Annotated in this window: 18 protein-coding genes; 7 read left to right on the top strand and 11 right to left on the bottom strand. The window is 66.2% G+C overall.

Annotated elements, in window-relative coordinates:
- Nucleotides 1-891: 891 nt before the first annotated feature.
- The 3 genes from ACCQ12_RS15830 to fhuE all read left to right on the top strand — a co-directional run bounded on the left by ACCQ12_RS15830 (nt 892) and on the right by fhuE (nt 7,332).
- Complete coding sequence (locus ACCQ12_RS15830) at nt 892-2,172, top strand: dicarboxylate/amino acid:cation symporter (protein ID WP_372382205.1); 1,281 nt, start codon at nt 892-894, stop codon at nt 2,170-2,172.
- Between the two features lie 231 nt (nt 2,173-2,403).
- Complete coding sequence (tkt, locus tag ACCQ12_RS15825) at nt 2,404-4,404, top strand: transketolase (protein WP_047695627.1); 2,001 nt, start codon at nt 2,404-2,406, stop codon at nt 4,402-4,404.
- Between the two features lie 744 nt (nt 4,405-5,148).
- The gene (gene fhuE / locus ACCQ12_RS15820) at nt 5,149-7,332 is read left to right on the top strand and encodes a ferric-rhodotorulic acid/ferric-coprogen receptor FhuE (protein ID WP_372382204.1); all 2,184 of its coding nucleotides are present in this window, start codon (nt 5,149-5,151) and stop codon (nt 7,330-7,332) included.
- 272 nt (nt 7,333-7,604) lie between these two features.
- Here the strand turns inward: fhuE and ACCQ12_RS15815 are convergent, their stop codons facing one another.
- Complete coding sequence (locus tag ACCQ12_RS15815; RefSeq protein WP_166749203.1) at nt 7,605-8,582, bottom strand: LysR family transcriptional regulator; 978 nt, start codon at nt 8,580-8,582, stop codon at nt 7,605-7,607.
- Between the two features lie 91 nt (nt 8,583-8,673).
- On the opposite strand from ACCQ12_RS15815, the gene ACCQ12_RS15810 reads away from it, so the two are divergent.
- Entirely contained in the window at nt 8,674-9,438 is a 765-nt protein-coding gene (locus tag ACCQ12_RS15810) for an SDR family NAD(P)-dependent oxidoreductase (RefSeq protein ID WP_372382203.1), read from the top strand.
- Nucleotides 9,439-9,547: 109 nt separating this feature from the next.
- On the opposite strand, the gene ACCQ12_RS15805 is transcribed toward ACCQ12_RS15810, so the two are convergent.
- The 5 genes from ACCQ12_RS15805 to ACCQ12_RS15785 all read right to left on the bottom strand — a co-directional run bounded on the left by ACCQ12_RS15805 (nt 9,548) and on the right by ACCQ12_RS15785 (nt 17,568).
- Nucleotides 9,548-10,249, bottom strand: a complete 702-nt coding sequence (locus ACCQ12_RS15805) for a M23 family metallopeptidase (RefSeq protein WP_372382202.1) — start codon at nt 10,247-10,249, stop codon at nt 9,548-9,550.
- Between the two features lie 2 nt (nt 10,250-10,251).
- Nucleotides 10,252-11,181, bottom strand: a complete 930-nt coding sequence (locus tag ACCQ12_RS15800) for a L,D-transpeptidase family protein (RefSeq protein WP_372383638.1) — start codon at nt 11,179-11,181, stop codon at nt 10,252-10,254.
- Nucleotides 11,182-11,455: 274 nt separating this feature from the next.
- Nucleotides 11,456-14,167 carry a TonB-dependent receptor gene (locus tag ACCQ12_RS15795; protein ID WP_372382201.1) on the bottom strand — a complete coding sequence of 904 codons (2,712 nt, stop codon included), beginning with the start codon at nt 14,165-14,167 and terminating at the stop codon, nt 11,456-11,458.
- Between the two features lie 131 nt (nt 14,168-14,298).
- Nucleotides 14,299-15,474, bottom strand: a complete 1,176-nt coding sequence (locus ACCQ12_RS15790; protein WP_372382200.1) for a phosphatidylinositol-specific phospholipase C1-like protein — start codon at nt 15,472-15,474, stop codon at nt 14,299-14,301.
- A 135-nt stretch (nt 15,475-15,609) separates the two neighbouring features.
- Nucleotides 15,610-17,568, bottom strand: a complete 1,959-nt coding sequence (locus ACCQ12_RS15785) for an acetyl-CoA hydrolase/transferase C-terminal domain-containing protein (RefSeq protein ID WP_372382199.1) — start codon at nt 17,566-17,568, stop codon at nt 15,610-15,612.
- Nucleotides 17,569-17,707: 139 nt separating this feature from the next.
- Here ACCQ12_RS15785 and ACCQ12_RS15780 point away from each other — a divergent pair, with 139 nt between their 5' ends.
- Genes ACCQ12_RS15780 through ACCQ12_RS15770 form a run of 3 tightly spaced genes read left to right on the top strand, consistent with a single transcriptional unit; the run spans nt 17,708 to nt 19,927 of the window.
- Nucleotides 17,708-18,073, top strand: coding sequence for a BlaI/MecI/CopY family transcriptional regulator (locus ACCQ12_RS15780; RefSeq protein ID WP_372361276.1), 366 nt, complete (start codon nt 17,708-17,710; stop codon nt 18,071-18,073).
- On the top strand, nt 18,063-19,349 hold the full coding sequence (locus ACCQ12_RS15775) for a TonB family protein (RefSeq protein WP_372382198.1): 1,287 nt from the start codon (nt 18,063-18,065) through the stop codon (nt 19,347-19,349). Before ACCQ12_RS15780 ends, ACCQ12_RS15775 begins: the two co-directional genes overlap by 11 nt.
- A gap of 29 nt (nt 19,350-19,378) precedes the next feature.
- Nucleotides 19,379-19,927, top strand: coding sequence for a hypothetical protein (locus ACCQ12_RS15770; RefSeq protein WP_372382197.1), 549 nt, complete (start codon nt 19,379-19,381; stop codon nt 19,925-19,927).
- A 98-nt stretch (nt 19,928-20,025) separates the two neighbouring features.
- Here ACCQ12_RS15770 and modC read toward each other — a convergent pair whose 3' ends face one another.
- From modC to ACCQ12_RS15745, 5 genes are all read right to left on the bottom strand, one after another.
- Complete coding sequence (gene modC / locus ACCQ12_RS15765; protein WP_039564329.1) at nt 20,026-20,640, bottom strand: molybdenum ABC transporter ATP-binding protein; 615 nt, start codon at nt 20,638-20,640, stop codon at nt 20,026-20,028.
- Complete coding sequence (modB, locus tag ACCQ12_RS15760; RefSeq protein WP_184368191.1) at nt 20,640-21,326, bottom strand: molybdate ABC transporter permease subunit; 687 nt, start codon at nt 21,324-21,326, stop codon at nt 20,640-20,642. The genes modC and modB overlap by 1 nt, the downstream gene beginning before the upstream one ends.
- Nucleotides 21,327-21,342: 16 nt before the next feature.
- Nucleotides 21,343-22,119, bottom strand: a complete 777-nt coding sequence (gene modA / locus ACCQ12_RS15755; RefSeq protein ID WP_179455570.1) for a molybdate ABC transporter substrate-binding protein — start codon at nt 22,117-22,119, stop codon at nt 21,343-21,345.
- Between the two features lie 73 nt (nt 22,120-22,192).
- Complete coding sequence (locus ACCQ12_RS15750) at nt 22,193-23,017, bottom strand: MBL fold metallo-hydrolase (RefSeq protein ID WP_372382196.1); 825 nt, start codon at nt 23,015-23,017, stop codon at nt 22,193-22,195.
- A 13-nt stretch (nt 23,018-23,030) separates the two neighbouring features.
- Nucleotides 23,031-23,846 (bottom strand): S1/P1 nuclease, encoded by an 816-nt coding sequence (locus tag ACCQ12_RS15745; protein ID WP_372382195.1) that lies wholly within the window; start codon nt 23,844-23,846, stop codon nt 23,031-23,033.
- Nucleotides 23,847-23,925 lie beyond the last annotated feature (79 nt).

Raw genomic sequence — 23,925 nt, 5'->3', positions numbered from 1 at the left:
GACGATTTTTCATCACTTCTACGTCGCTCTAGTTTTTTGAGTTCCATGCGTCTGGTTCGCAAGCCGTGTCGCCGAGAGCAAAGCGTGACTACTGCGCCTTTGCTGCAGGGCCCTTGCCCGCCCACCATCGCGGGACACGCTGCAAGTACGTCCATGTAGCTCCGTGGCGGCATCCATGCCGGCAAGGGTCCCGCGATGGTGAGCGGGCAAGGACCGGTGGAGATGGTCGGTATGTCAGTGCAGGCGAAAGGCGACGTTCGCTGGCTATATCACTGGGCGCGGCCAGCTTGCAGCACCCAAACGCGAAGCCGTGCCCTCGACTCTGCGAGTTTGCTGCAGCGCCCTTGCCCGCCCACCATCGCAGGACACGCTGCAAGTACGTCCTCGTAAGCTCTGGCGCGGCATCCATGCCGCTCAAGGTCCCGCGACGGTGAGCGGGCAAGGACCAGGGGAGTTGGTCGGTGCGCAACGTTTTCAACAAGCTGCCAGTAGTGGTCTGGCGCGGCGCCTCTGTTCTTCAATAAACCACCAGCCAACTGTCTGGTGCGGTGTCCTCGCCGATTGCGGGACCGTTGGCGGCATGGATGCCGCCACCGAGCCCCCATGGACGGGTTGACGGCGTGTCCCGCGAGCGGTGAGGGCACCGCGCACTCGATACACCAGGCTTTCGACCTGAGGCATCTGACGACATAGGAGGCGCCGCTACGACTTGAGATTTCCGTTGTCGCGCAGGTGGGAACAGTCAGGTGCAAAGCGAGTTTCAACGCTTGCATCAACCAAGATTGGGAGGCGCACCTACCCGCAGCAGGCGCGCAGGAGCACCCGGGTAGGTGGCCGCATCCTTGGCGTTTGTTAAGCTCCGGCCTTTGTGTCCAGAACAAGGCCGACCAGATGACTGCATCCCCAGCCGCGCGCCGCCCGGGCCTGCCCCTGCATTGGAAGATGGGGATCGGCTTCGCCGTCGGCCTGTTGTTGGGTCTTGCGGTCTATTACCTGGCCGGCAGCGACGCCGAGTGGGTGCGTTTGGTGACCAAGTACGTCACCACGCCGTTCTCGCAGGTGTTCCTCAATCTGATCTTCATGCTGATCGTGCCGCTGCTGTTTTCGGCGTTGGTCATGGGCATTTCCGAGATGGGCGACATCCGCGCCCTTGGACGGGTGGGCTGGCGCACCCTGGGCTATACCGTTGTGCTGTCCGGCGTGGCGGTGTTGCTGGGCCTGGTGCTGGTCAACGTGCTCAAGCCCGGCGCCGGCGTGGACCCGCAGCTGGCCAACCAGCTGATCCAGGAAAACGCCGACCGCACCCGCGAAATCATCTCCAGCTCCGGCACCCAGCCGCAGGGCATGGACATGCTGCTGTCGATCGTGCCCAACAACGTGATTGCCGCCGCGTCGAGCAATGGCGCGATCCTGTCGCTGATGTTCTTCGCGGTGATGTTCGGCGTGGGCATGGTGCTGACCGCCGATGAAAAGGTCGCCACGCTCAAGCGCGGCATCGAGGGCATCTTCGAAATTTCCATGACCTTGATCGGGCTGGTGATCCGCCTGGCGCCGTATGCGGTGGCCTGCTTCATGTTCAACCTGGCGGCGTTGTTTGGCTTCGATCTGTTGATCCGCCTGGGCGCCTACGTGGGCGTGGTGGTGCTGGCGCTGGGCCTGCACATGGTGGTGAGCTACGGGCTGGCGGTGAAGTTTGCCGGGCGCTCGCCGCTGGGCTTCTTCAAGCAGACCCAGGCGGCCACGATGATGGCGTTCTCCACCGCGTCGAGTAACGCCACCCTGCCGACTGCGCTGCGCGTGGCCGACGAGATGGGCTTGCCGCCGCGCGTATCGCGCTTCGTGTTGACCGTGGGTGCCACCGCCAACCAGAACGGCACCGCGCTGTTCGAAGGCGTGACGGTGATCTTCCTGGCGCAGTTCTTCAACGTGGACCTGAGCCTGGGCCAGCAGTTCATGGTGATGCTGGTCTGCATCCTGGGCGGCATCGGCACTGCAGGCGTGCCGTCGGGCTCGCTGCCGGTGGTGGCGCTGATCTGCGCCATGGTCGGGGTCAACCCGGTCGGCATCGGCATGATCCTGGGCGTCAATCACTTCCTGGACATGTGCCGCACGGCATTGAACGTGACCGGGGATCTGGCGCTGACGACGTTGGTGGCCAAGAGCGAGGAATAGGGAGTCGGGAATCGGGAATCGTTAAAGCGGGCTGTTGCGAGGATAAGGAGTGATGCGTGGTCTTGCCGCGTCGCCGAAGCGGCCCGGCCCGGTGCGGAGGGGAGTCCATCGACCAACCCGCAACGCTGCATCCGATTCCCCATTCCCGACTCCCGATTCCCATAACGCCGTGTATGGGAGAATAGGTGTCTCCGCTTCCAGCGGTGTTCCCCTCCGCTTCCATAGACGCCCATGACCCAGCCCACCCGCCGCCAGCTGGCCAACGCCATCCGTTTTCTTGCCGCAGATGCGGTCGAAGCCGCCAAGTCCGGTCATCCCGGCATGCCGATGGGCATGGCCGATATCGCCGAAGTGCTGTGGAACGATTATTTCCGGCACAACCCGAACAACCCGCAGTGGTTCAACCGTGACCGTTTCGTGCTGTCCAACGGGCATGGCTCGATGCTGCAGTACGCCTTGCTGCACCTGTCCGGTTACGACCTGCCGATCGAGCAGCTCAAGCAGTTCCGTCAGTTGCACAGCAAGACCGCCGGCCACCCCGAGCGCAGCGAAACCCCCGGCGTGGAGACCACCACCGGTCCGCTTGGGCAGGGCTTTGCCAATGCGGTCGGGTTTGCGCTGGCCGAAAAGTTGCTGGCGCAGCGCTACAACCGCCCGGAACTGGAGATCGTCGATCACCGTACCTGGGTGTTCATGGGCGATGGCTGCCTGATGGAAGGCATTTCGCACGAAGCCGCCTCGCTGGCCGGTACCTGGGGCCTGGGCAAGCTGGTCGCGTTCTGGGACAACAACCAGATCTCCATCGACGGCAACACCGCCGGCTGGTTCAGCGACAACACCCCGGCACGCTTCGAGGCTTACGGCTGGCACGTCATCCGCGACGTGGACGGGCATGACGCCGACAAGATCAAGGCCGCCATCGAGGCCGCGCTGGAAAACAGCGACAAGCCCACGCTGATCTGCTGCCGCACCAAGATCGGTTTCGGTGCGCCCAGCAAGGCCGGCAAGGAATCCTCGCACGGCGCGCCGCTGGGCAAGGAAGAACTGGAAGGCGCCCGCAAGGCGCTCGACTGGCCATACGGCCCGTTCGAAATTCCCGAAGAGATCTACGCCGGCTGGCGCGCCGGCGGCACCGGCACCCTGCGTCAGGCCGAGTGGGAGCAGCTGTTCGACAAGTACAGCAAGCAGTACGGCAGCGAAGCCGACGAGCTCACCCGTCGCTCGCACGGCGAACTGCCGGCCGACTTCATCGCCAAGGCCGATGCCTACATCGCCAAGGCGCAGGAAGACGGCCAGACCATCGCCTCGCGCAAGGCCTCGCAGCTGGCGATCGAAGCGTTTGCGCCGTTGCTCCCCGAGTTGATCGGCGGCTCGGCCGATCTGGCGCATTCCAATCTGACCTTGTGGAAGGCCAGCAAGTCGGTCGCCACCGACGACCCGGACGCCAACTACGTGTATTACGGCGTGCGCGAGTTCGGCATGACCGCCATTGCCAACGGCCTGGCGCTGCATGGTGGCTTCATCCCGTTCGATGCCACCTTCCTGGTGTTCAGCGATTACGCGCGCAACGGCGTGCGCATGAGCGCGTTGAACCCGGCGCATGCCATCCACGTATACACGCACGACTCGATCGGCCTGGGCGAAGACGGCCCGACCCATCAGCCGGTGGAACACCTGGCCTCGCTGCGCTACATCCCCAACAACGATGTATGGCGCCCGGGCGATGCGGTGGAGTCGGCGGTGAGCTGGAAGGCCGCCATCACCCGCAAGGACGGCCCGAGCTGCCTGATCTTCAGCCGCCAGAACCTGCAGCACCAGCCGCGTAGCGCCGAACAGATCAAGCTGATCGAACGCGGTGGCTACGTGCTGGCCGATGCCGAAGGCGGCACGCCGGACGTGATCCTGATCGGTACCGGGTCGGAAGTGGGTCTGGCGGTGGAAGCCAAGAAGACCCTGGACGCCGCGGGTCTGAAGACGCGTGTGGTGTCGATGCCGTCCACCGATGTGTTCGACCGCCAGGATGCGGCGTACCGCGAATCCGTGCTGCCGAAGGCAGTGCGCAAGCGCGTGGCGGTGGAAGCCGGTGTGACCGGCTTCTGGCGCAAGTACGTGGGCCTGGACGGCGATGTGATCGGCATCGATACCTTCGGCGCCTCGGCGCCGGCCGATCAGTTGTATGCGTACTTCAAGATCACTGCCGAGCACGTGGTACAGGCAGCGAAGGCGCTGTAAATCCGCGCAGTGTCGCAACAAAAAACGCCGGCGTTTGCCGGCGTTTTTTGTTGATTACCTCAGCGCGTCGCGTGTCCTGTGCGGGCATTGCCATGGGCCGATGACGCCGAGCGTGTGCATGCCGGGGCGCTTGAATGCACGCTGCGTGCGCGCGCGCGCGCGGGGGGGTGTCGGTGCGGGCGTAACGTGGGCTTGCAGGGACGCTGAAGCGACAACCACTGCTACGTCGCACTCAGGCAGTCAGGCAGGTGGAGGTGATCCTTCACCCAGCGTGTTACAGCGTGCATGGAGTACACCCGGTCACTGGCCGCGCATGCCCGAGCTGCCGGCGCACTAGCCGCCAGCAACATAGATCGAAGATCCGGGCATCGACAGGCTGGTGCCGCCGGTCGCGGACCCGGGTGAAATCTCCCCCTCGGCAAACCGGGACGCAGGGTTGCTGTCTCGGTCGCCTCTGCGCCGGAGACGTTGGCACGGGTGGACCTGATGGGTCCGGTCGCGGCGCCAGACGGCGTTCTCACCGGGGGGTAAACACGGCCCGGCAAGGCCTGCGCGGCCCGAATCCTGCTGAAGCGTTCGCTTCGACGCGCAGCCGCACAAGGCGATGTGTGCATTGCCTGTTTAAAATGTGAATCATTCCCATTAAAATGCGGCGCTGCCACGGGTCCGTGGTGTCCTTCCCCCTTTTGTCTGCCGCCGCACATCCTGCGGTGGCCGCCCTCGATTGTCTGCGCCGGAGCTGTGATGAACCGTCCTACCGTAATGCGTCTTCTTCCCATCGCGGGGCGCCCGCGCGCGCTGTCGCATGCGGTGTTTGCCGCGCTGTGCACACTGGCCGCCGGCCAGGCACTTGCCGAAACGCCGGCCGGCGAAGCCGAGGTCACCACCCTGGACCGGCTCAACGTGCAGGGCGAGCAGGCCAAGGGCTACACGGTGGAAAAGACCACTGCCGGTACGCGCATGAACCTGGCGCTGCGCGAGATTCCGCAGTCGGTCACCGTGATCACGCGCGACCGCATGGACGACCAGAACCTGCAGAGCATCACCGACGTGCTCAACAACGTCACCGGCATCTCGGTGGCGCAGAGCGACAGCGAGCGGCTGGAGTTCTACGCACGCGGCTTCTACATCGACAACTACCAGTTCGACGGCATCCCGGCCTACATGGAGCAGGCCTGGAGCTACGGTGACTCGGCGCTGGACGTCGCGCTGTACGACCGCGTCGAAGTAGTGCGTGGCGCCACCGGCCTGCTCACCGGTTCGGGCAACCCGTCGGCATCGATCAACCTGGTGCGCAAGCATGCGGTGAGCCGCGACTTCACCGGCACCGTGTCGGTGGGCGGCGGCGACTTCAACAAGACCCGCAGCGTGGCCGATGTCACCGTGCCGCTGAGCCCCGAGGGCACCGTGCGTGCGCGCGTGGTGGGCGTGTATCAGGACGGCGAGTCCGACATGGACCGCTACAACCTGCGCAAGAAGATCGGTTCGGTCATCATCGATGCCGACCTCACCGACAGCACGCTGCTGAGCGTGGGTTATGAGTACCAGAAGAAGGAATCAGACGATGTCACCTGGGGCGGCTTCCCGCTGTTCTACAGCGATGGCACGCGCACCAACTACGACCGCTCGTTCAACCCGGCCGCCGATTGGACCTTCTGGGACACGCGCCTGCAGCGCACCTTCGCCAGCCTGCAGCAGAGCTTCGACAGCGGCTGGTTGCTGAAGGCCAACGTGAGCCACGAGAAGACCGAAGCGGCCAATCACCTGTTCTATCCGTTCTACACGATCTTCGGCTTCGACCGCGCCACCGGCGGCGGCGTGGTGCCGTATTCGGGCAACTACCAGACCGAGCGCAAGGCCGATGGCGCCGATGTGTACGCGGAAGGTCCGTTCCAGCTGTTTGGCCGTGAGCATCACCTGGTGGCCGGCGCCAGCTACAACCGCCGCGAGTACGTCAACAACGGCACCTTCGATTTCCCGGCGCCGCTGGACAGCTACTTCGGTTGGACCGGAGCCTATCCGGAGCCCAACTGGAGCCCGCGCTCGGTGCAGAGCGACGGCACCATCACGCAGAAGGCCGCCTACGTGGCCGCACGTTTCTCGCTGGCCGACCCGCTGACGCTGCTGGTGGGCGCGCGCTACACCGACTGGCAGATCGATGGCCGCAACTTCGATGCGGTGCAGGGGCTTGTACCGTTCTCCGACACGCAGACCGAAGTCACCCCGTACGCCGGTCTGGTGTACGACATCGATGATGTGTGGTCGACCTACGTCAGCTACACCGAAATCTTCAATCCGCAGACGCTGCGTGACGCCAATGGCGGCTACCTGGATCCGCTGAGTGGCAAGGGCTACGAAGCAGGCGTCAAGGCGGCCTGGTTCGATGATCAGCTCAATGCTTCGTTGGCCCTGTTCCGCATCGAGCAGGACAACCTGGGTGTGGCCACCGGCGGTTTCGTGCCGGGCAGCAGCGAGTCCGCATTCGTGGCTGCCAGCGGCGTGGTCAGCGAAGGCTTCGACTTCGAGCTCTCCGGCCGCCTGACCCAGGGCTGGAACGCCACCTTCGGCGCCTCGCACTACACCGCACGCGACGACAGCGGCACCTCGATCAACACCCACCTGCCACGCACCACCATCAAGCTGTTCAGCAGCTACACTCCGCAGGGTGCGTGGAACGATCTCACCGTCGGTGGTGGCGTCAACTGGCAGAACCGTGCGTACTACGTGGACCCGGTCTACGGCACCTTCCAGCAGAGCGCCTATGCCTTGGTGAGCGCATTCGCACGCTACCGTCTGTCGCCGCAGTTCTCCGTGCAACTCAACGTCGACAACCTGCTCGACAAGCGTTACTACGCGCAGTTCAACGGCGGCTATGGCGCATGGGGTGCATCGCGCAACGGCATGCTGACCTTCAACTACACGTTCTGATCCACGGCCACGCCGGGCGCCCTGCTGCCCGGTCTTGTCGAGCAAAAACACAGGCAGCCGGAACGGTGCCTGTGTTTTTTTATACCCGTCCACGCAGTGACGGGAATGACGGGTCTGCCGTGGAGCGGCGCGCTTTGTCAGTGGCAGCCTGCTGTCGCGCTGGAACGGCGTGGTGCGGCCGGGAACGCGCACGATCCGGTTGGCATGCCTGCGGCGCGCCATGCCTGCAGCACTCCAACGACACTGCGCCGCATCGCTGCGGTGACCATCGCTCAACGCACCACCGGTTCCAGTTGCGGTGCCAGCACCTGCGCCACCCATTCCATGAAGGCGCTGACGCGTTGCGGCAGATGGCGGCGCTGCGCATACAACAACGTCACCGGCATTGGTTCGGCGGGGTGGTCGGCAAGCACGACACGCAGCGCGCCGCTGTCCAGATACGGGCGCAGCGGGCTGGCCGGCGCCTGGATGATGCCCAGCCCTGCGAGCGCGGCGGCAAGATAGGCATCGCCGTTGTTGACCGTCACCGGGCCCTGCATCGGCAGCAGCCGATAGCGCTGCCCGTCGTGATATTCGAAGCCGGGCGAGCGCTGCCCCAGTGTTGGCACGTAATGCACCAGGTCGTGCTGGGCGAGATCGTCCAGGCAGCTTGGCGTGCCGCGGCGGGCAAGATAGTCGGCGCTGGCGCAGCTGACGATGCGGACCGCACCCAGCGGGCGGGCGACCAGGCTGGTGTCTTCAAGCGTGCCCACGCGCAGCACGCAATCGAAGCCTTCGCGCACCACATCGACGCGACGGTCGGTGCTGCTGATCTCCACGTCCAGCTGCGGATGCCGGGCCAGAAACGACGGCAGCGCCGGGATCACGAAGTTGCGTGCGATGCCGGACGACATATCCACCCGCAGGCGACCGCGCAGCTGGCCGCGTTCGCGCTGAAACATGCCGTGCAACTCCTCCATGTCGTCGAGGATGTCGCGGGCGCGTTGGGAGAACGCGGTGCCATCGCCGGTGAGCTGCACGCGTCGCGTTGTGCGATGCAGGAGCTGGGTACCGAGCGAGGCTTCCAGTCGTTGCACGGCGGTCGAGACGCTGGCCTTGGGCAGGCCCAGGGTGTCGGCGGCACGGGTGAAACTGCCCAGCTCGGCAACGCGCAGGAAGGCGCGCAGCGACTCCATGGTGTCCATCGATTGGTCGGCGATCTTGAACGGTGAAGTCAGATTGAGCTGATTTATGCGGCACGGCAAGCGCACTAGCCTGAGCGCGTTCGTAACGCATTGCGCGATCGTCTCATCTGATCGTCGCCACGCCACCTATCGCCGTCATCACCCCAGGAGTTTGCCCATGTCGACCACCACCACACCCATCACCGTGATCACCGGCGGCAGCCGCGGGCTGGGGCGCAATGCCGCGCTTGCGCTCGCTGCCGATGGCAACGACATCGTGCTGACCTACCGCAGCCAGGCCGACGAAGCCGCAGCGGTGGTGGCGCAGATTCAAGCGTTGGGCCGGCGCGCGCACGCGTTGCAGCTGGATGTCGCCAAGGCCGATGACTTTGCCGGATTCGCCGCGCAGCTGAAGGCGGTGCTGGCCGGGTGGGAGCGCATCCAGTTCGATGCGCTGGTCAACAACGCGGGCACCGGCCTGCATGCCGCCATCGCCGACACCACGCCGGCGCAGTTCGACGCGCTGGTCGACACCCATCTCAAGGGGCCGTACTTCCTGACCCAGGCGTTGTTGCCACTGATCGCCGACGGTGGGCGCATCCTCAACGTCTCCAGCGGGCTGGCGCGTTTCGCGCTGCCGGGTTCCTCCGCCTACGCGATGATGAAGGGCGGGGTGGAAGTGTTTACCCGCTATCTCGCCAAGGAGCTGGGTGCACGCGGCATCCGTGCCAACACGTTGGCGCCGGGAGCGATCGAGACCGATTTCAACGGCGGCACGGTGCGCGACAACGCGCAGGTCAACGCGATGGTGGCTTCTGTCACCGCGTTGGGCCGGACGGGCCTGCCGGACGATATCGGGCCGGTGGTGGCGGCCTTGCTGGCGCCGGGCACGGGCTGGATCAACGCGCAGCGCATCGAAGTCTCCGGCGGGATGCTGATCTGAGGCGTCTCCGCAGTGCGGCGATGTCGTCGGTCAGAACGCCATCGCCGCGTGCGGCAGGTCCAGCTGCGATGACGCTGCACTCCGGTATGAGGGCGCAGCGTCAGGGGAATCACTGCAGTGGCTGGTCGCCATGCAGGATGGGATAGGGATTGAGCACATCGCCTTTCCACCACTGCTTTTCCGGTCCCAGGCGGTGAATTTCGAAATGCAGATGCGGCGCGGCCGGATTTGCGTTGCCGGTGCTGCCTACATAGCCGATGACCTGGCCTCGCTTGATGGATTGCGTCTCTGCCAGCCCATCGGCATAGCGTTCCAGATGGGCGTAGTAATAGCAGTACGTGCCACCCGGCGCGAACTGATACACGGTCAGGCCGCCGCGTTCGCTGTTGAACAGCTTTTCCACTGTCCCGTCGGCGACCGCAAGTACAGGTGTGCCGGTCGGTGCCAGGATATCGATGGCGTCATGCACCCGGCCTTCGCTGCGCGCATCGGTGAAGGTGTCCTGCAACTGCTCGCGGCCGATGCCTTGCACCGGAATCAGCAGGCCGGCGCCGGTGGCCGACTCATCGGCCGCCGGGGCTGAGGCGGCAGGCGCCGGGGCAGCGCTCACGGGCTCTGCCGCGGCCGGGACGGTGGGTGCGGGTGCGGGCGCAGCTGCCGACACGGCCGCGGTCGCCGTGGACGGCGCTGCAACGGCCGGTGCAGCGGTCGCTGGCGACGGCACCTGCGCTTCGGGCGCGCTGCGCTCCAGCCACCAATAGCCGCCTGCGCCGATCGCCACGCCTGCGATCAAGATCATCAGCAGTTTCATGCTTACTCCTGCATCACCACCGGCATGGAGGGACCGACCACGCTGGCCAGGTTGACCACGTCCCAGTTGGTCAGGCGCACGCAACCATGCGATTCGGTCTTGCCCACGTGGCCCGGTTCCGGCGTGCCGTGCAGGCCGTAGTGCGGCTTGGACAGATCGATCCACACGCGCCCGACCGGGTTGTTCGGGCCTGCCGGCAACGTGGCTTTTTTGTCGTCTTTCTTCGCGTCCCAGAACAACTTGGGGTTGTACTTGAACACCGGGTCGCGCGCGACGCCCAGCACCTTCCAGCGGCCGATCGGCAGCGGATCGTGCTTGCTGCCGGAAGACACCGGGAATTGTGCATACACCTTGCCGTCGGCATCGAACAGGCGCAGCGTCGATTCGGACTTGTCCACCACCAGCTTGGCCGGCTTGGCCAGGGGCGCGACGCCGTCGATGTTCGGCACCTGAATGACGCTGCCGGCCTTGCCCAGATCCACGCCGGGGTTGAGCTGGCGCAGCAGTTCCGGCGCGGCATGGAAACGTTCGCCCAGCGCCTCGTCCACCGATGCGTAGCCCAGCGCAGACAACGTGGCCTGCTCGGCCGGGCCTTTGGGAATCGGCTGGAAGGGGCCGGCAACGTCGGCGTCGGTCAGCGTGTACTGCACCAGCGCCGGCGTGCTGTCGGCCTGCAGCGCCTGCCAGGTGGCGTCATCCAGCTCGCCGGTCACCTTGATCTTGTGTGCAGCCTGAAAGCCGGACACCGCCCGCTTCTGGTTGGAGCCACGTTCGCCATCGATCTCGCCCGGCGAAAAATGCGCGCGGTCCAGCAGCACCTGCGCATGCAGATCCGATCGCGGCCCGGTGTCCACCGGCTTGGCGGCGGGGGCCGCTGCCGGTGCCGGCGCAGCGGCCGCCGCAGGTTGCTGTGCCTGCGCCAGCGCAGGCAGCGACGCGCTCAGCGCCAGGGCAAGCAAGCAGACACGAGCGTAGGAGCGTGATGGCATGTGCAGATCCAAGGGAGACATGCGCGCACCTTGCCGCAGCCGGCTGCGTTTTCTGCGTGAAATGGCTGCACCGGAACTGAGCGGTTGGGCAGGCGGTTTGGCTTCGACAGGGCATGGCTGGCGGGAATCGGGAATGGGGAATGGGGAATGGGGAATGGGGAGAGCCGGGGATTGCGCCGGCGGATGCATTGCCGGGAATCAGGCACGCCGGCGGGTGTCAGTAGGTGTAGCCCAGCGTGAGCATGTAGACGCGCCCGGTCTGCACATAGGCACCGTCGGCGCCGGGATCGTAGGCCATGTAGCGCCTGGATTTGCCCTGGGTCTCGTAGAAGGTGGCGGCGTTGAGCAGGTTCTTGGCCGACACGCCCACCTCCACATGGTGCGGCAGGTGATAGGTGGCATTGAAGTCCAGCGACTTCACCGGCTGCAGGTAGTAGTTGAGCCGGTCGGTGGTCAGCCCCAGCAATTGCAGGCCGGTGTAGTTGTAGCTCAGGTCGGTGCGCAGGTGCGTGTCGTCGTAGAACAGGTCCAGGTTGTAAAGGCGTTCGGGCGCACGTGGGAGCCAGGTCTTTTCCGGCTGGTCGCTGCGTCTGCTGTCTGCCTGGCTATGTTGCAGTGTGAGGTTGGCGGTGACGCCCAGGTTGCTCAAGATTCCCGGCAATTGCTGCAGCCGTTTGCTCGCTGCCAACTCCAGGCCGTAGAGCGTTGCGGTGCCGCCGTTCTGCGGCATGGTCACCGGGACACCGTTTTCGAAGGTGGTACCGGTCGGCACCAGGCCGCCCAGCGTGTTGTCGTTGCTGGTGGCCGATTGCGAGGTATAGATGAAGCCGGAGATGCGCTTGTAGTAGGTGGAGGCGCTGAGCACACCGCCGCTGTGGTCGTAGAACTCGGCAGACAGATCGGCGTTGTCGGCCTTGCTTGGCTGCAGATCCGGATTGGGCTTGGAGATGCCGACCACCTGTTGCGTGTCGTCGATGGAATACACGGTTTGCCCGGAAATCAGGCCGAACGCCGGGCGGCTGAAACTGCGCCGGAACGAGGCGCGATACACGGTGAGATCGTCTGGGCGATAGTTGATGCTCACACCCGGCAGCCATTGCCCATAGGTGCTGCCGGTCCCGACAAAGCGGCCGGTGACGCCATCGCCGCTGGACTGCCACGCATCGGCCGAGTAGCGGGTCAGTTCGTAACGCACGCCGGGCAGGATGCTCACCGAACCAAGGTGCAAGGCGGCCATCGCATAACCGGCGTAGATCGCCTCGGTACTGGAGGTGGTGTTGGCGTTGTAGTCGTTGGCGGTGTAGCGGCCGGCGCCGTTCGGATCGTCGATGTATTTGTACGGCACCGCCTGGGCGCGCATCCAGCGGCGATCCAGCAGCTTGAACGGGCCGGCATAGTGGCCGTCGAATGCGTTGTAGGTCAGCCGCCCGGGGATCGCGCTCAGCGGCGGGCCGCCGGCGGTGGGGAATGCGTAATTGGGCCCGCCGAAATAGGGGCCGTTGGTGACGAAGTTGCCGTCCTTGTGGAAGAACGGATGATCGTACGCCTCCCGTGCCGAACGATCGGCCGACAGGCCCAGCTTGACGCTGTCCAGCACCGCACCGTCGGTGCGATAGGTGATGTCGGTGTGCGCATTGGCGCGGTTATCGTGGCTGCCGGCATCGTGGCCCTGCACCTTCCACAGCAATGAAGAATCCAGGTCGTAGAAGAAGTCCTTCAAGGCCGGCGTGCTCGGGCCGATGCTCGGGTAGGCGGGGTCGCTGAGGTCGAAGGCGAAGCTGCCGGGAGTAAAGCCATACAGGCTGGCCGACACATAGTCCGGTCGATTGCGGGTGCCGCGACCGAACGAGCTGCCGTAGTCCAGGCGCAGACGATCCAAGGTGGTCTGCCCGCCCAGCTGCAGCGTCGCCAGGGTTTCGTCGATGTCGTGGGTGTTGAAGTAGCCGCCGCGCACGGCGGTGGGCTGGGTGCGAATGGTCTCCAGGCGCGCACTGGACTGATCCTGCTGGCCGGTGACGCCGTAGCTGCCATAGATGGCACGCGCATACAGCGCGCTGGTGTCGCCTTGCCAGTCCAGCGAGAGGCTGCCGCCGTAACGCTCGATCTGGCTGGTATAGAGGCTGTATTTGTAGCGGGTGCTGATCAACGGGCCGACGTTGCGCAGGTCGCTGGCGTCGGCAAGCGCCGGGTCGGCCGGAACGTATTTGCTGTTGGGCGCCGGGGCCTGCGCCATGTTGTTGTTCCTGCCGTAATACGCCGAGGCATACAACCCGAACGCGTGCCCGTCGCCGAACATCCAGGCCAGCTCCTGCTGCACGGTGCCGCCGCCATCGGAACCGCCCAGATGCGAGGCCAATGCATTGAGCTGGCCGCGCGCGGTGGTCCTGGCATAGACATCCTGCGCGAAATCGAAGGCGTTCGGCGTGCGCATGTCGATGGCGCCGCCGATGGAATCGCCCGGCATATCGGGCGTGGGCGATTTGGACACCTGCACCGACTGGATGCCGAACGGCGCGAGCATGTTCAACGAGATCGCGCGCGTGGACGAGTCGGTTTCAGGCATGGCGAAGCCATTGAGCGTGTAAGCGTTATAGCTTGCGTCCATGCCGCGGATGCTGACGTAGGCATTTTCGCCGGTGGTGGCCTGGCCCAGATGCATGTCGCTGTAGGCCGACAGGCCCGGCATGTGCGAGACCACATCGGCAATGCCACCGGAAGGAATCGCGTCGATCTGCTGCTTGCTCATCACGCTGTTGACGCTGTTGGCCACGCGCTGCTCGTTCAGCGATCCCGGCGCCGCGGCGTGGGTGGCTTGCACGTTGACCGAATCCAACGTGGTGGTCAGCTCTGCAGCGTGTGCAAACGCTGGTGCGGAAAGCACCACGGCAATGGCACAGCTCAGGCGATGGAAGGGACGGAAAGACTGCATGCTGAGGGCTCGCGGAAGTGGGGAGGAGTGCCCGCATCTGGTGAACGGGCGCGGGCTTAGATCGCCGACGCCTTCCATTGCGACAGGTCTGATGCGTGGGGCAGCTGGCGCGTGTATGCGCGGCGCGGCGCTCAGTGGCGCAGGTCGAGGCCGCTGCAGTGCACGCGCGGTCGCTGCGGATTGCAGCGCGCCACCGCAGCGTGATCGAAGCGCACCACGTAGCCGTTATCGGCCGGCTCATTGATCGGGAAATCGGTACTGAGCAATTGCGCGCCGCTGGCCAGCATGGCATCGCGCCGGGAGGTGTCGTTGCGCTGCGCTTCTTTCAGGTCGGCATCGGTACGCGTACGCACCAGATAACCGGCCTTGACCAACTGCGCGATGTCATCGACGGGGCCGTCGTTGCGCTCGACAAATGCCGCATCGTCCTCGCCCGGTACCGCGTTGGTGAAACACACGCGGCCGCGCAGCGATGGATGGCCGGGCAGGTAGCTGGCGCCTGCAGCGCGTTGGTCGAGCAGAAACACCACTTTGCCGCGCGCTTGATCCAACGACGGCCAGCCATGCGCGAGCACGCCTGCATTGAGGGTGCGCGCGCTGCCCCGCACCTGATCGGGGCTGATGTACTCACCGGGCTGGAACACCGAGCGTAGTTCGGCATCCAGCGCATCCATCGCTTTTGTGTCGAACGGTTCGGGTTGCGTGGTGGGGAATGCCAGCGCTATCGGCGTCTGCTTGGTTTCCAGCAGGATGAAGATCGGCACATGACCCGGGTGCTGCTTCGACCAGGTGCGGATGTCCTGCAGGCAGGCAATCAACGGTTGGCAATTGCTGCGCTGGTCAAGATCCTGCACATGCATGACCTTGAAGCCCGGCGTCTCCATCACCCCGGCCGGCGCGCTTGCCGGTGCGGCCGATAGTCCGGCTTTGGCGATCTGCGCGACGATGGACGGGTGCGCATAGCGCCCGCCCTGTGCATCGGCGAAGACGTCCAGCTCGAGTTGGCGCACGCCAGCGTCGAGTTGTTGCGTCAATGCGGGATGGCGGTAATCCAGTGCAGCAAACAGTGCCGGGTCCAGTTGCTTCAACACAGCCGCTTCGCTGGGTGCAAAGCCGGCGTGGTAGCTGTTGTGGCTGCCGATGTACTGCAGATCGGTGAGACGCGGCGCAGCTTGCGCGGCAACATTGCTCAGCACCAACGCGGTGAAGAAGACGATACGCGTGGTGGTTCTTCGCTTCGCGCGCACCAGCTTCGGTTTGCGGGTGATGCCTGACGTGACAGCAGTAAAAGCGCCAAAAAGATGCATGCAGCACAGCCGGAAAGCGACGAGGTCGCCATCATCGCGGCCCAGCTTGACGCATATCTTTCCGCAGTGTGTCCGTGATGCGTCAGGTCTTGCTGCAATCGGTTCGTGTCGTTTGCAACATCGTGACACTGTTTTTCATGACGGGGCGGTCTGTTGCAGCGCATAGGTCAGCAACCGCGCCTGCACGCGGTCGCCCAGGCTGCGTGGCGCACGCAGCGCCATGCGTTGCAGGCAGGCAACATCATTCGCATCCGACGCTTTGCGTGCGAGCAGTGCGCGGCACACCGTGGCGATTTTTCCGCCGGTGCCAGCTGTTGCGCATTTGAGCCAGCTCAATGCACGCAGCAGACGTTGCTCGATCTCAGTGAAGTCGCTGCCAAGCGGGTAATCGGGCAGGCTGCCGTCGCGTCGAAACGGCGCCAGCGCCTGTTCCAGTGCCTGTGGCGTGTTGCGTTGCGCACGTGCCGGCAGCACCGGGTCGGTGCGCAGCTTGCGCGACTGTTTCGCCTGGGCAAGCAGCTCGTCCTGGAAGCGCGCATCGCAGATGGCGGCCATTTCCACCACGCAGTCCTGGTCGGTCTTGTGGCGCAGATCGGCGATGCCGTACTCAGTGATATAGAGGTCGCGCAGGTGGCGCGGGATGGTGGTGTGGCCGTAATTCCAGCGCACATTGCTGGCCGCATGTGCGCCGGTCTCGCGGGTGGCACGAAGCATCAACGTGCTGCGTGCCTGCGGCAAGGCATGCGCCATCGCCACGAAGTTGTACTGCCCGCCCACGCCGGAGACCACGCGGCCATCGTCCAGGCCGTCGGACACCGCCGCGCCCAGCGCGGTTGCCATCATGCAGGAATTGAAGAAGCGCGCATCGTGGCGCTGCAAGCGCTCCAGCGCTTCATTGCCGCCGTAGAGCTGGTTGATCTGGCTGATGCGGCGCATGCCGATGGCAGCGCGCGTGGCGGGCAGAAGGTCGCGCAGCCATTGATAGAAGTCCGGCGAGCCAAGATAGAACGCGCCATGCAGGAACTCGCCCTCCTGCGCCAGCCGCGCGTGGTCGGCAGCGTCGGCGCGGCCGTCGGCCATGCGCTGCATCAGCGGTAGATCGTCGTGCACCTTGCGGCGGATCACGCCACTGTCCACCAGTTGCTTGAAGCCTTCGTTGAGCATTTCGCTGCAGCCGTACAGGCCGACCTCAAACGGCGCCAGGCCACCGCTGGCGCGTACGGCAGGGTGCTGTTCCAGATCCGGATCCAACGCCTGCAGCACACGCCGATAGGTGGCGTTGTCGGTATGCCGCAGGACCAGCGCATGGCTCAGCGCGTCGGCCAGGGTGCCGATGCCGATCTGCAGCGTGCCGCCATCGCGTACCAGCGTGCTCGCATACAGGCCGATGGCGTAATCGACGCTGGTGACCGGCTGCCGCGGCAGTCCGAACAGCCGCGGCGATGGGCCGGGCAGGTCGATGACCAGGTCGAAGAACGCCGCATCCACCGCCGCCGTGCCGCCGATCCACGGCAGCTGCGGGTCCACTTCGGCCACCAGCAATGGACGCGGCAGGCCCAGCGCCTGCACCGCGTCCAAGGTGTCCTGGGTGATGTCGTTGTTGCACGACAACGACAGCCGCGCGCCGCCGGGTTCGCGTGCGACCTTCTGCACGATCAGGTTCGGCGCACGCTGTGCCACTGCCGCGGCGGCGTGGGTGTAATTGAGGCTGGTGTAGTCGGCCTGGGCCTGGCTGGAATGCAGCAACCCGCCGGACTGCATGTAGAACTCTTCCACCTGCACATGCGCGGGCAAGGCGTCGCGCAGCATCGCGTCCACATACGCCAGACGCGGGAACTCCTCGCCGAAGTGACGCGCAATGAACGGTGCGGCAAAACGCCCTTCCAGCCCCGCGCCCGGCCTGGGCGGGTTGAGCGAGAGCGCGGTGTACAGCGCCAGTGGCCGTGACGGGGTGTCCTTGAGTTGCGCGTACAGCGCGTTCAACAACCGGTGCGGTTTGCCGATGCCCAGTGGCGCGCCCACCCGGAGCGGGCCATCGATGCGTTGCAGGATCCGCTCCACGGCGGCGGACAGGCTGGTGAGGTGTTCGGTCATCGGTGCAGGGTAGCCGAGCCGATGGGAGAGCGCGTGTTGCAGAACCGGCGCGCGACAGCCGCACGCGATGGGCCTGGGTCAGCGCTTGACATGGGTTTCGTTTACGCGCGTAATCGAAAAAAATGACGGGCGTCATTGCATGGCGATCAGCGAGGCAGAGGCAGTTGTGATGCAGGTGCTGTGGGACCGGGCACCTCGGACCGCGGAGGAGGTGGTGGCGGCACTGGCAAGCACCGACTGGGCCGAGCCGACCATCAAGACCCTGCTCAACCGCCTGCTCACCAAGGGCGCCATCGCGGCGCAGAAGGACGGACGCAGATACCGTTACACCCCGGTGTTGCAGCGCGAGCACTGGGTGCAGCAGCAAAGCGAAGGATTGCTGCAGCGGTTGTTCGGTGGACGAGTGGCGCCGCTGGTGGCGCACTTCAGCGAGCGTGGAAAGCTCAGCGCGTCCGACATTGCCGAATTGAGGCGGCTGCTCAAGGAGTTGGACGATGAGTCTTGATCCCGTGCTGTGGCTACGCGCCGCGCTCTACACCACTGCAGCGCTGCTGGCCTGCCTGCTGCTGCGCTGGCCGCTGCGTGGCCGGCTCGGGGCAGGGGCCGCCTATGCACTCTGGGGCGCGGTGCCGCTGGCCCTGGTGGTGGCGTTGCTGCCAGGTCCCTCGATGGAGATGGCGCTGTTGAAGATGCCGGCGCTGGCGCCCGTGCCGGTTGCGGCGCATCCGGACGGGCAGGGCGCCGGCTGGCAGCGCATGTTGCTCAACGTGTGGCTGGCCGGTGTGCTGCTGACGGGCCTTTCCCTCTGGCGTGGACAGCGGCGTTTCGTGCGCAGCCTCGGGCCATTGCGTGCGCTGGACAGTACCGTGTGGGTGGCCACGCACGACGGCGGCCTTCCGGCGTCTCTGGGCATCTGGCGCCCGCGGATCGTGCTGCCGGGGGATTTCACCACGCGTTACAGCGCCGGGGAGCGTGCGTTGATCCTGGCGCACGAGCGCCTGCATCTGCGCCGCGGCGATCTGCATGCCAATCTGCTGGCCAGCGTGCTGCTGTGCCTTGGCTGGTTCCACCCGTTAGTGCATCTGGCATGGCGCGCGTTTCGCCTGGATCAGGAGCTGGCCTGCGATGCAGCGGTTCTGGCACGCCATCCAGGCCAGCGCCGCCGCTATGCCGGTGCGATGCTCAAATGTCAGCTCGCCGGCAGCACCTCGCCGCTGGCCTGCCACTGGGCGGCGAGGCCTGCGTTGTTGCAGCGGCTGGCGTCCGTGCATGCGCCAGCGCCGGATGCGCGGCGAGCACGCCGGAACCTGCGCAGCGTGGTGGCGCTGACGCTTCTGGTCAGCGCCGGCGGCTGGTTGCTCCAGCCTGCGCCCGTGCAGGCCACACACGGCTCGGCGGCTGCCTTCGACTACAGGACGATGCAGGCGCCGCGGTACCCGGCGAACGCGATCGCCGCCAATCTCGGTGGCGTTGTCGAACTGCAGATTGCGGTGAGCCCGCGTGGCGCGCCCGACCACATCGCCATCGTGCACAGCCGGCCCGCCGGCGTATTCGATCAGGTGGTGCTGGAGGCCGCGCGTCACTGGCGCTTCCAGCCCGCGCTGGTGGATGGGCAGCCAGTGGCCGCGCAGATACGCGTGCCGGTGCGGTTCGATCCGGACCCGCCGGAATCGCCGGCCACTGACGCCGGTGCCGGCGGTGATGGTCGGCATGCTCCAGCGTCCGGGCGCCTTGCCGCCTGCGCGACAACCGGGTGCGTACCGCAGGGGATGCTGCAATGAACGACCGGCGCGGGTAGTGGATTGTGGGTGTGCTGTTGATCAGCGGATGCGCCAGCCAGCGCGTGGCCGAGCCGCAGCGCCACCAGCGCGAGGATTCGGTGGATCAGCGCATGCTGCCGTCGCAGTCGGGTGCGGGGAGCGCTTCCACCGCCTCCTACACGCTGTTGCAGACGCAGCGCTTCCGCATGCCACGCGCGCTGCGCAGCGAAACGCCGGCGCTGCCGCCGGACTCGCCACGCCAGACCCTGCCGCCAACCACCGTGTGTGCGCATGTGATCCTGTCCGCCGACGGCGCCGTGCAACGCGTGGCCCCGATGTCTGATCGCGACGAGTGCGCCGCCGGGCTGTTGCCGAGCAATGCGGATCTGATGCAGGCCGTAGGCAGCACGGTGCAGCACTGGCAGTTCGTCCCGGCGGCCCTGTGTACGTACGCGCCCGGCGCGGCGCAACCGTCCGCCCTGGATGACTGCACCGGGGCGACTCGGCAGGAACCGGTGCCGGTCACGCTGTCGTTTGCATTCACCTTCGAGGTGCGGCAGGGCAAGGTGAGCGTGCGTACCGGCAAGGTTGCACGGTGACGGCAACCTCTCGCAGGCCTGCGTCAGCCGGTGTTGCGTCGGTCTTCGGTACGCGGATGCATTACGCCGTCCTGCAACGGGGCTCCTGCCGGGGGCGCTCACGCCAGCACGTGCACGCTGTCGGCAATGCGCTGCACTTCGTCCGGGTTGTGGCTGACGTAGAGCATCGGCAGGCGGATTTCATCGCGCACGCGCTGCAGGTAAGGGATCAGCTCTTCGCGACGTGCCTGGTCCAGCGCCGACAACGGTTCGTCGAACAACAGGATGGCCGGTTGCGATAGCAACGCACGCCCGATCGCCACCCGTTGCGCCTCGCCGCCGGACAGGTTGCGCGGCCGGCGCTGCAGCAGCGGCGCGATGCCGAGCAGGGCCACCACATCGTCGAACCCGAATGGCGCCGCCCCCCGTGCATGCCGGCCATAGCGCAGGTTGCGCCGCACATCCAGGTGCGGGAATAGCCGCGCATCCTGGAACACGTAGCCGATCCGGCGCTTGTGCGTGGGCAGGTCCACGCCGTGCCGGTCGTCGAACAGGCAGCGCCCATCGATGCGGATATGCCCGGCATGCGGGCGCACCAAGCCTGCGATCGCATTGAGCACGGTGGTCTTGCCGGCGCCGGACGGCCCCACCAGCGCCACCACCCGCGCCGCATCCTGGATGAGGATGTGCCGCCGGAACTGGCCACGCTGCAGCTGCAGATCGATCTCCAGCATCAGTCCTCCTCACGCGGGTGCGGCCGCCGCACCAGCCATTCGGACAGCAGTAAGGCCGCCAGCGAAATCGCCAGCGCCACGCCGGCAAGACGCCACACGCCCGATTCCATGCCCGGCACCTGCATCAAGCCGTAGATGGCCGACGACAGCGTCTGCGTCTGGCCCGGAATATTGGAAACGAAGGTGATGGTGGCACCGAACTCACCCAGCGCCTTGGCAAAGGCCAGCACCATGCCGGCCACCAGGCCGGGCCAGGCCAGCGGCAAGGTGATGCTGAAGAACACCCGCCACGGGCCGGCACCCAGCGTGGCGGCGGCCGCTTCCAGGCGGCGATCGGTGGCTTCGATCGACAGCCGGATCGCGCGCACCATCAGCGGAAATCCCATCACCGCGCAGGCCAGCGCCGCACCGGTCCAGCGGAACGCGAACTGCACGCCGAAGTGTTCCAGCAACCAGCTGCCGACCGGACCCTGCGTGCCCAGCAGGACCAGCAGCGCATACCCGGTCACCACCGGTGGCATCACCAACGGCAGATGCAACACCGCGTCCAGCACTGCCTTGCCCGGGAAACGCCGCCGGGCCAGCAGCCAGCCACAGGCAATCCCTGCCGGCAGGCTGGCCAGCGCGGCCACGCCGGCCACCTTCAGACTCAGGGCGATGGCGGTCAGCTCTTCCGGGGTGAATATCGACAAACGGTGCGCCTCAATCCTTCGGCAAGAAGCCGCGACGGGTGAAGATCGCCCGGGCAGGTGCGCTGCGCAGCCACTGCACGAACGCTGCCGTCTGCGGGTTGCGGCTGTTCTTCAGCGCGGCCACCGGATACACGATCGGCGCATGGCTGGCAGCGGGAAAGGTGGCCACCACGCGCACCTTGGGGTCGGCGCGCGCGTCCGAGCCATAGACGATGCCCAGCGGCGCCTCGCCGCGCGAGACCAGCATCAGTGCTGCCCGCACACTCTCCGACTCGGCCAGGTGCGCGCGCAGCGCGTCCCACTGGCCGAGCGTGCGCAGCGCGGCAGCCGCGTATTTGCCGGCCGGCACGCTGGTGGTCTGGCCGACCGCCATGCGCCCGTCCTTGCCCAACGCCTTGGCAATGCTGCCTGGCGTACCCAGATCCAGCTGCAGCTTGCTGGCGGCCGGTGCGATCAGTACCAGCGTGTTGCCGAGCAGATCGTGGCGTTGCGCCGGCGCGACCAGGCCGCGCTGTTGCAGATAGTCCATCCATTCCAGATCGGCCGAAAAAAACACATCCGCCGGCGCGCCCTGTTCGATCTGGCGTGCCAACGCCGAGCTCGCCGCGTACGACACGCGCACCGGCGTGCCGGTGGCCTTCTCGAACGCGGCCGCGGCCTCGTCCATCGATTCCTTCAGACTGGCCGCCGCAAATACCGTCACCGGCGCAGCTTGCGCAACGGCCAGGACGGGCAGGGCAAGCATCAGCACGCACAACGCGCGCTGCCAGAAACCGATCGTGCGCATGGGCAACTCCAGCAGGGGCAGACACCGATCATAGCGGCTGCGCCGTGACCGGCGTGGCGAACGCCAGCGAATGCTACCGAGCCAGGTCGTCGCAGCGGCCGGCCTGCAGGTTGGCCTGCAAGGCCGGGCGGATCAGCCTGGGCTCCGGCAGGGTGGCATCGCGGGCCTGGCGCTGGGCCACGAAACTCTCGATATCCACGCCGTCGCGCACATGGATGTTGCTGCGCCGCTGCACGCCAATGCTGGTTTCATGCGCCACGGCCCGACCACCGGGGCCATAGTCGTGGCAGACGAACACCCGCGTGTCGTCCGCCAGCGCGTACAGCCGCTGGATCGATGCATACAGTTGCCGTGCATCGCCGCCGGGGAAGTCGCAGCGTGCGGTTCCCGCGTCGGGCATGAACAGCGAGTCGCCAGGGAACAACGCATCGCCGATCAGGTACGCGATGCTGTCGCTGGTGTGCCCGGGCACGGCAATGACGCGTGCGGCGATGCCGCCGAGCATGAAACGCTCGTCATCGGCAAACAGATGATCGAACTGCGAGCCATCGGCACGGAAGTGCTGCGGCAGCGCATAGCGTGGTGCAAGCGTCTGCTGCACCTGGCGGATGCCTTCGCCGATCGCGATGCGCGCCTGCGGCCAGTGCTGCTTCAGCCACTGCGCTGCCGACAGGTGATCGGCATGCGCATGGGTTTCCAGCAGCCAGTGCAGGTGCCAGCCGCGCTGCCGGATGGCATCGGCGATGGCCTGCGCGGCACGGGTTTCGATGACGCCGCTGTCGGCTGCATAGTCCAGTGCCGGATCGATCACCGCGGCCGCGCCGGACGCCGGATCGGCGACCACGTAGGTGAAGGTGTTGCTCTCGGCATGGAAGAACGCAAGCACCTCGGGCTGCATCGGTGTCTCCAGGTCAGGGGGTGGCCAGTGCGGCGTTGAGCACGGCGGCCAATCGGTCGCCGGCCAGGCGCAGCTGTGTCTCGGCCATCGGTCGATAGGTGGCGATGTAGCTGGCCGGCAGGACGTGCGTGGCCGGATAGACGCCAGGGGTCACGGCGATCCTGCACGAGGCCTGCGCCCACGCGGCGGCGGGCGGCGGCAGGACCGGCGACACGGCGGAGGCCGCCGGCAGGGCCAGCAGCCGTTGCAGGTAGTCCGCGTCGCCGAGGTGACGGTCGTTGAGCATGCCGCTGTCCCACAGCGCGTGCAGGTTGCTGCCCTTGCCATCGACCTGCAGCTGGAAGTCGTTGCCGCCCTTGTCGTGCGCGTAGCCGGCGTGCATGGGCTGATGGATATCGCCGACAAAATGCACCACGAACTTCAATGCCTGACGACGCACCTCCAGCGGCTGGCTGCGGTCGGCCAGCAGGGCGGTCTGCCGATCGAGTGCGGCGATCACGCAGTTGCCATCCGGGCAGTCGCGCGGCGGCGCATAGCTGCAGTCGTGTTCGCCCAGGTTGACGTAATGCCACGGCCCGGAACGCTTGCCCAGGTCCGGGTCGTGCTCGCGCAATTCATCGGCCCAGGTCGCGACGCCATGCAAGGTCGCGTCGGGCTCGCCGGCAAGCAACTGCGCCACCTGCGCGCGTGCCTGCGGGCTCAGTTCGGTCTCGGCCACGCGTGCCACCAGGCGGTGCCCCTGCGGGCCCCAGGCGAACGCGGTGATGGGCTGGATCGCCGTGGTCAGCGCCACGGCAAGGACAACGAAAGCGGGGGAGAAGGTCTTCATCCCCCGATTGTACGCGCCCGCCCGGGACGGTTTGATGGCGGTTGCAGTCATGTCGCCGCCGCGCAATGGCGACGGCCTG

Origin of the sequence: Xanthomonas sp. NCPPB 1068 (genome assembly GCF_041479385.2) — a bacterium.
Taxonomy (GTDB): Bacteria; Pseudomonadota; Gammaproteobacteria; order Xanthomonadales; family Xanthomonadaceae; genus Xanthomonas; species Xanthomonas cannabis.
The sequence above is the reverse complement of the archived record's forward strand: the minus strand, read 5'-3'. Positions and strand labels throughout refer to the sequence as shown.

What these genes read in the sequence shown, in the direction of transcription:
- ACCQ12_RS15750 (WP_372382196.1), bottom strand. Translation starts at nt 23,017, where the DNA reads ATGCAGCCCGAGGTGCTTGCGTTCTTCCATGCCGAGAGCAACACCTTC.
- ACCQ12_RS15775 (WP_372382198.1), top strand. Translation starts at nt 18,063, where the DNA reads ATGAGTCTTGATCCCGTGCTGTGGCTACGCGCCGCGCTCTACACCACT.
- ACCQ12_RS15745 (WP_372382195.1), bottom strand. Translation starts at nt 23,846, where the DNA reads ATGAAGACCTTCTCCCCCGCTTTCGTTGTCCTTGCCGTGGCGCTGACC.
- ACCQ12_RS15780 (WP_372361276.1), top strand. Translation starts at nt 17,708, where the DNA reads ATGGCGATCAGCGAGGCAGAGGCAGTTGTGATGCAGGTGCTGTGGGAC.
- tkt (WP_047695627.1), top strand. Translation starts at nt 2,404, where the DNA reads ATGACCCAGCCCACCCGCCGCCAGCTGGCCAACGCCATCCGTTTTCTT.
- ACCQ12_RS15805 (WP_372382202.1), bottom strand. Translation starts at nt 10,249, where the DNA reads ATGAAACTGCTGATGATCTTGATCGCAGGCGTGGCGATCGGCGCAGGC.
- ACCQ12_RS15790 (WP_372382200.1), bottom strand. Translation starts at nt 15,474, where the DNA reads ATGCATCTTTTTGGCGCTTTTACTGCTGTCACGTCAGGCATCACCCGC.
- ACCQ12_RS15830 (WP_372382205.1), top strand. Translation starts at nt 892, where the DNA reads ATGACTGCATCCCCAGCCGCGCGCCGCCCGGGCCTGCCCCTGCATTGG.
- ACCQ12_RS15785 (WP_372382199.1), bottom strand. Translation starts at nt 17,568, where the DNA reads ATGACCGAACACCTCACCAGCCTGTCCGCCGCCGTGGAGCGGATCCTG.
- ACCQ12_RS15795 (WP_372382201.1), bottom strand. Translation starts at nt 14,167, where the DNA reads ATGCAGTCTTTCCGTCCCTTCCATCGCCTGAGCTGTGCCATTGCCGTG.
- modC (WP_039564329.1), bottom strand. Translation starts at nt 20,640, where the DNA reads ATGCTGGAGATCGATCTGCAGCTGCAGCGTGGCCAGTTCCGGCGGCAC.
- ACCQ12_RS15810 (WP_372382203.1), top strand. Translation starts at nt 8,674, where the DNA reads ATGTCGACCACCACCACACCCATCACCGTGATCACCGGCGGCAGCCGC.
- modA (WP_179455570.1), bottom strand. Translation starts at nt 22,119, where the DNA reads ATGCGCACGATCGGTTTCTGGCAGCGCGCGTTGTGCGTGCTGATGCTT.
- fhuE (WP_372382204.1), top strand. Translation starts at nt 5,149, where the DNA reads ATGAACCGTCCTACCGTAATGCGTCTTCTTCCCATCGCGGGGCGCCCG.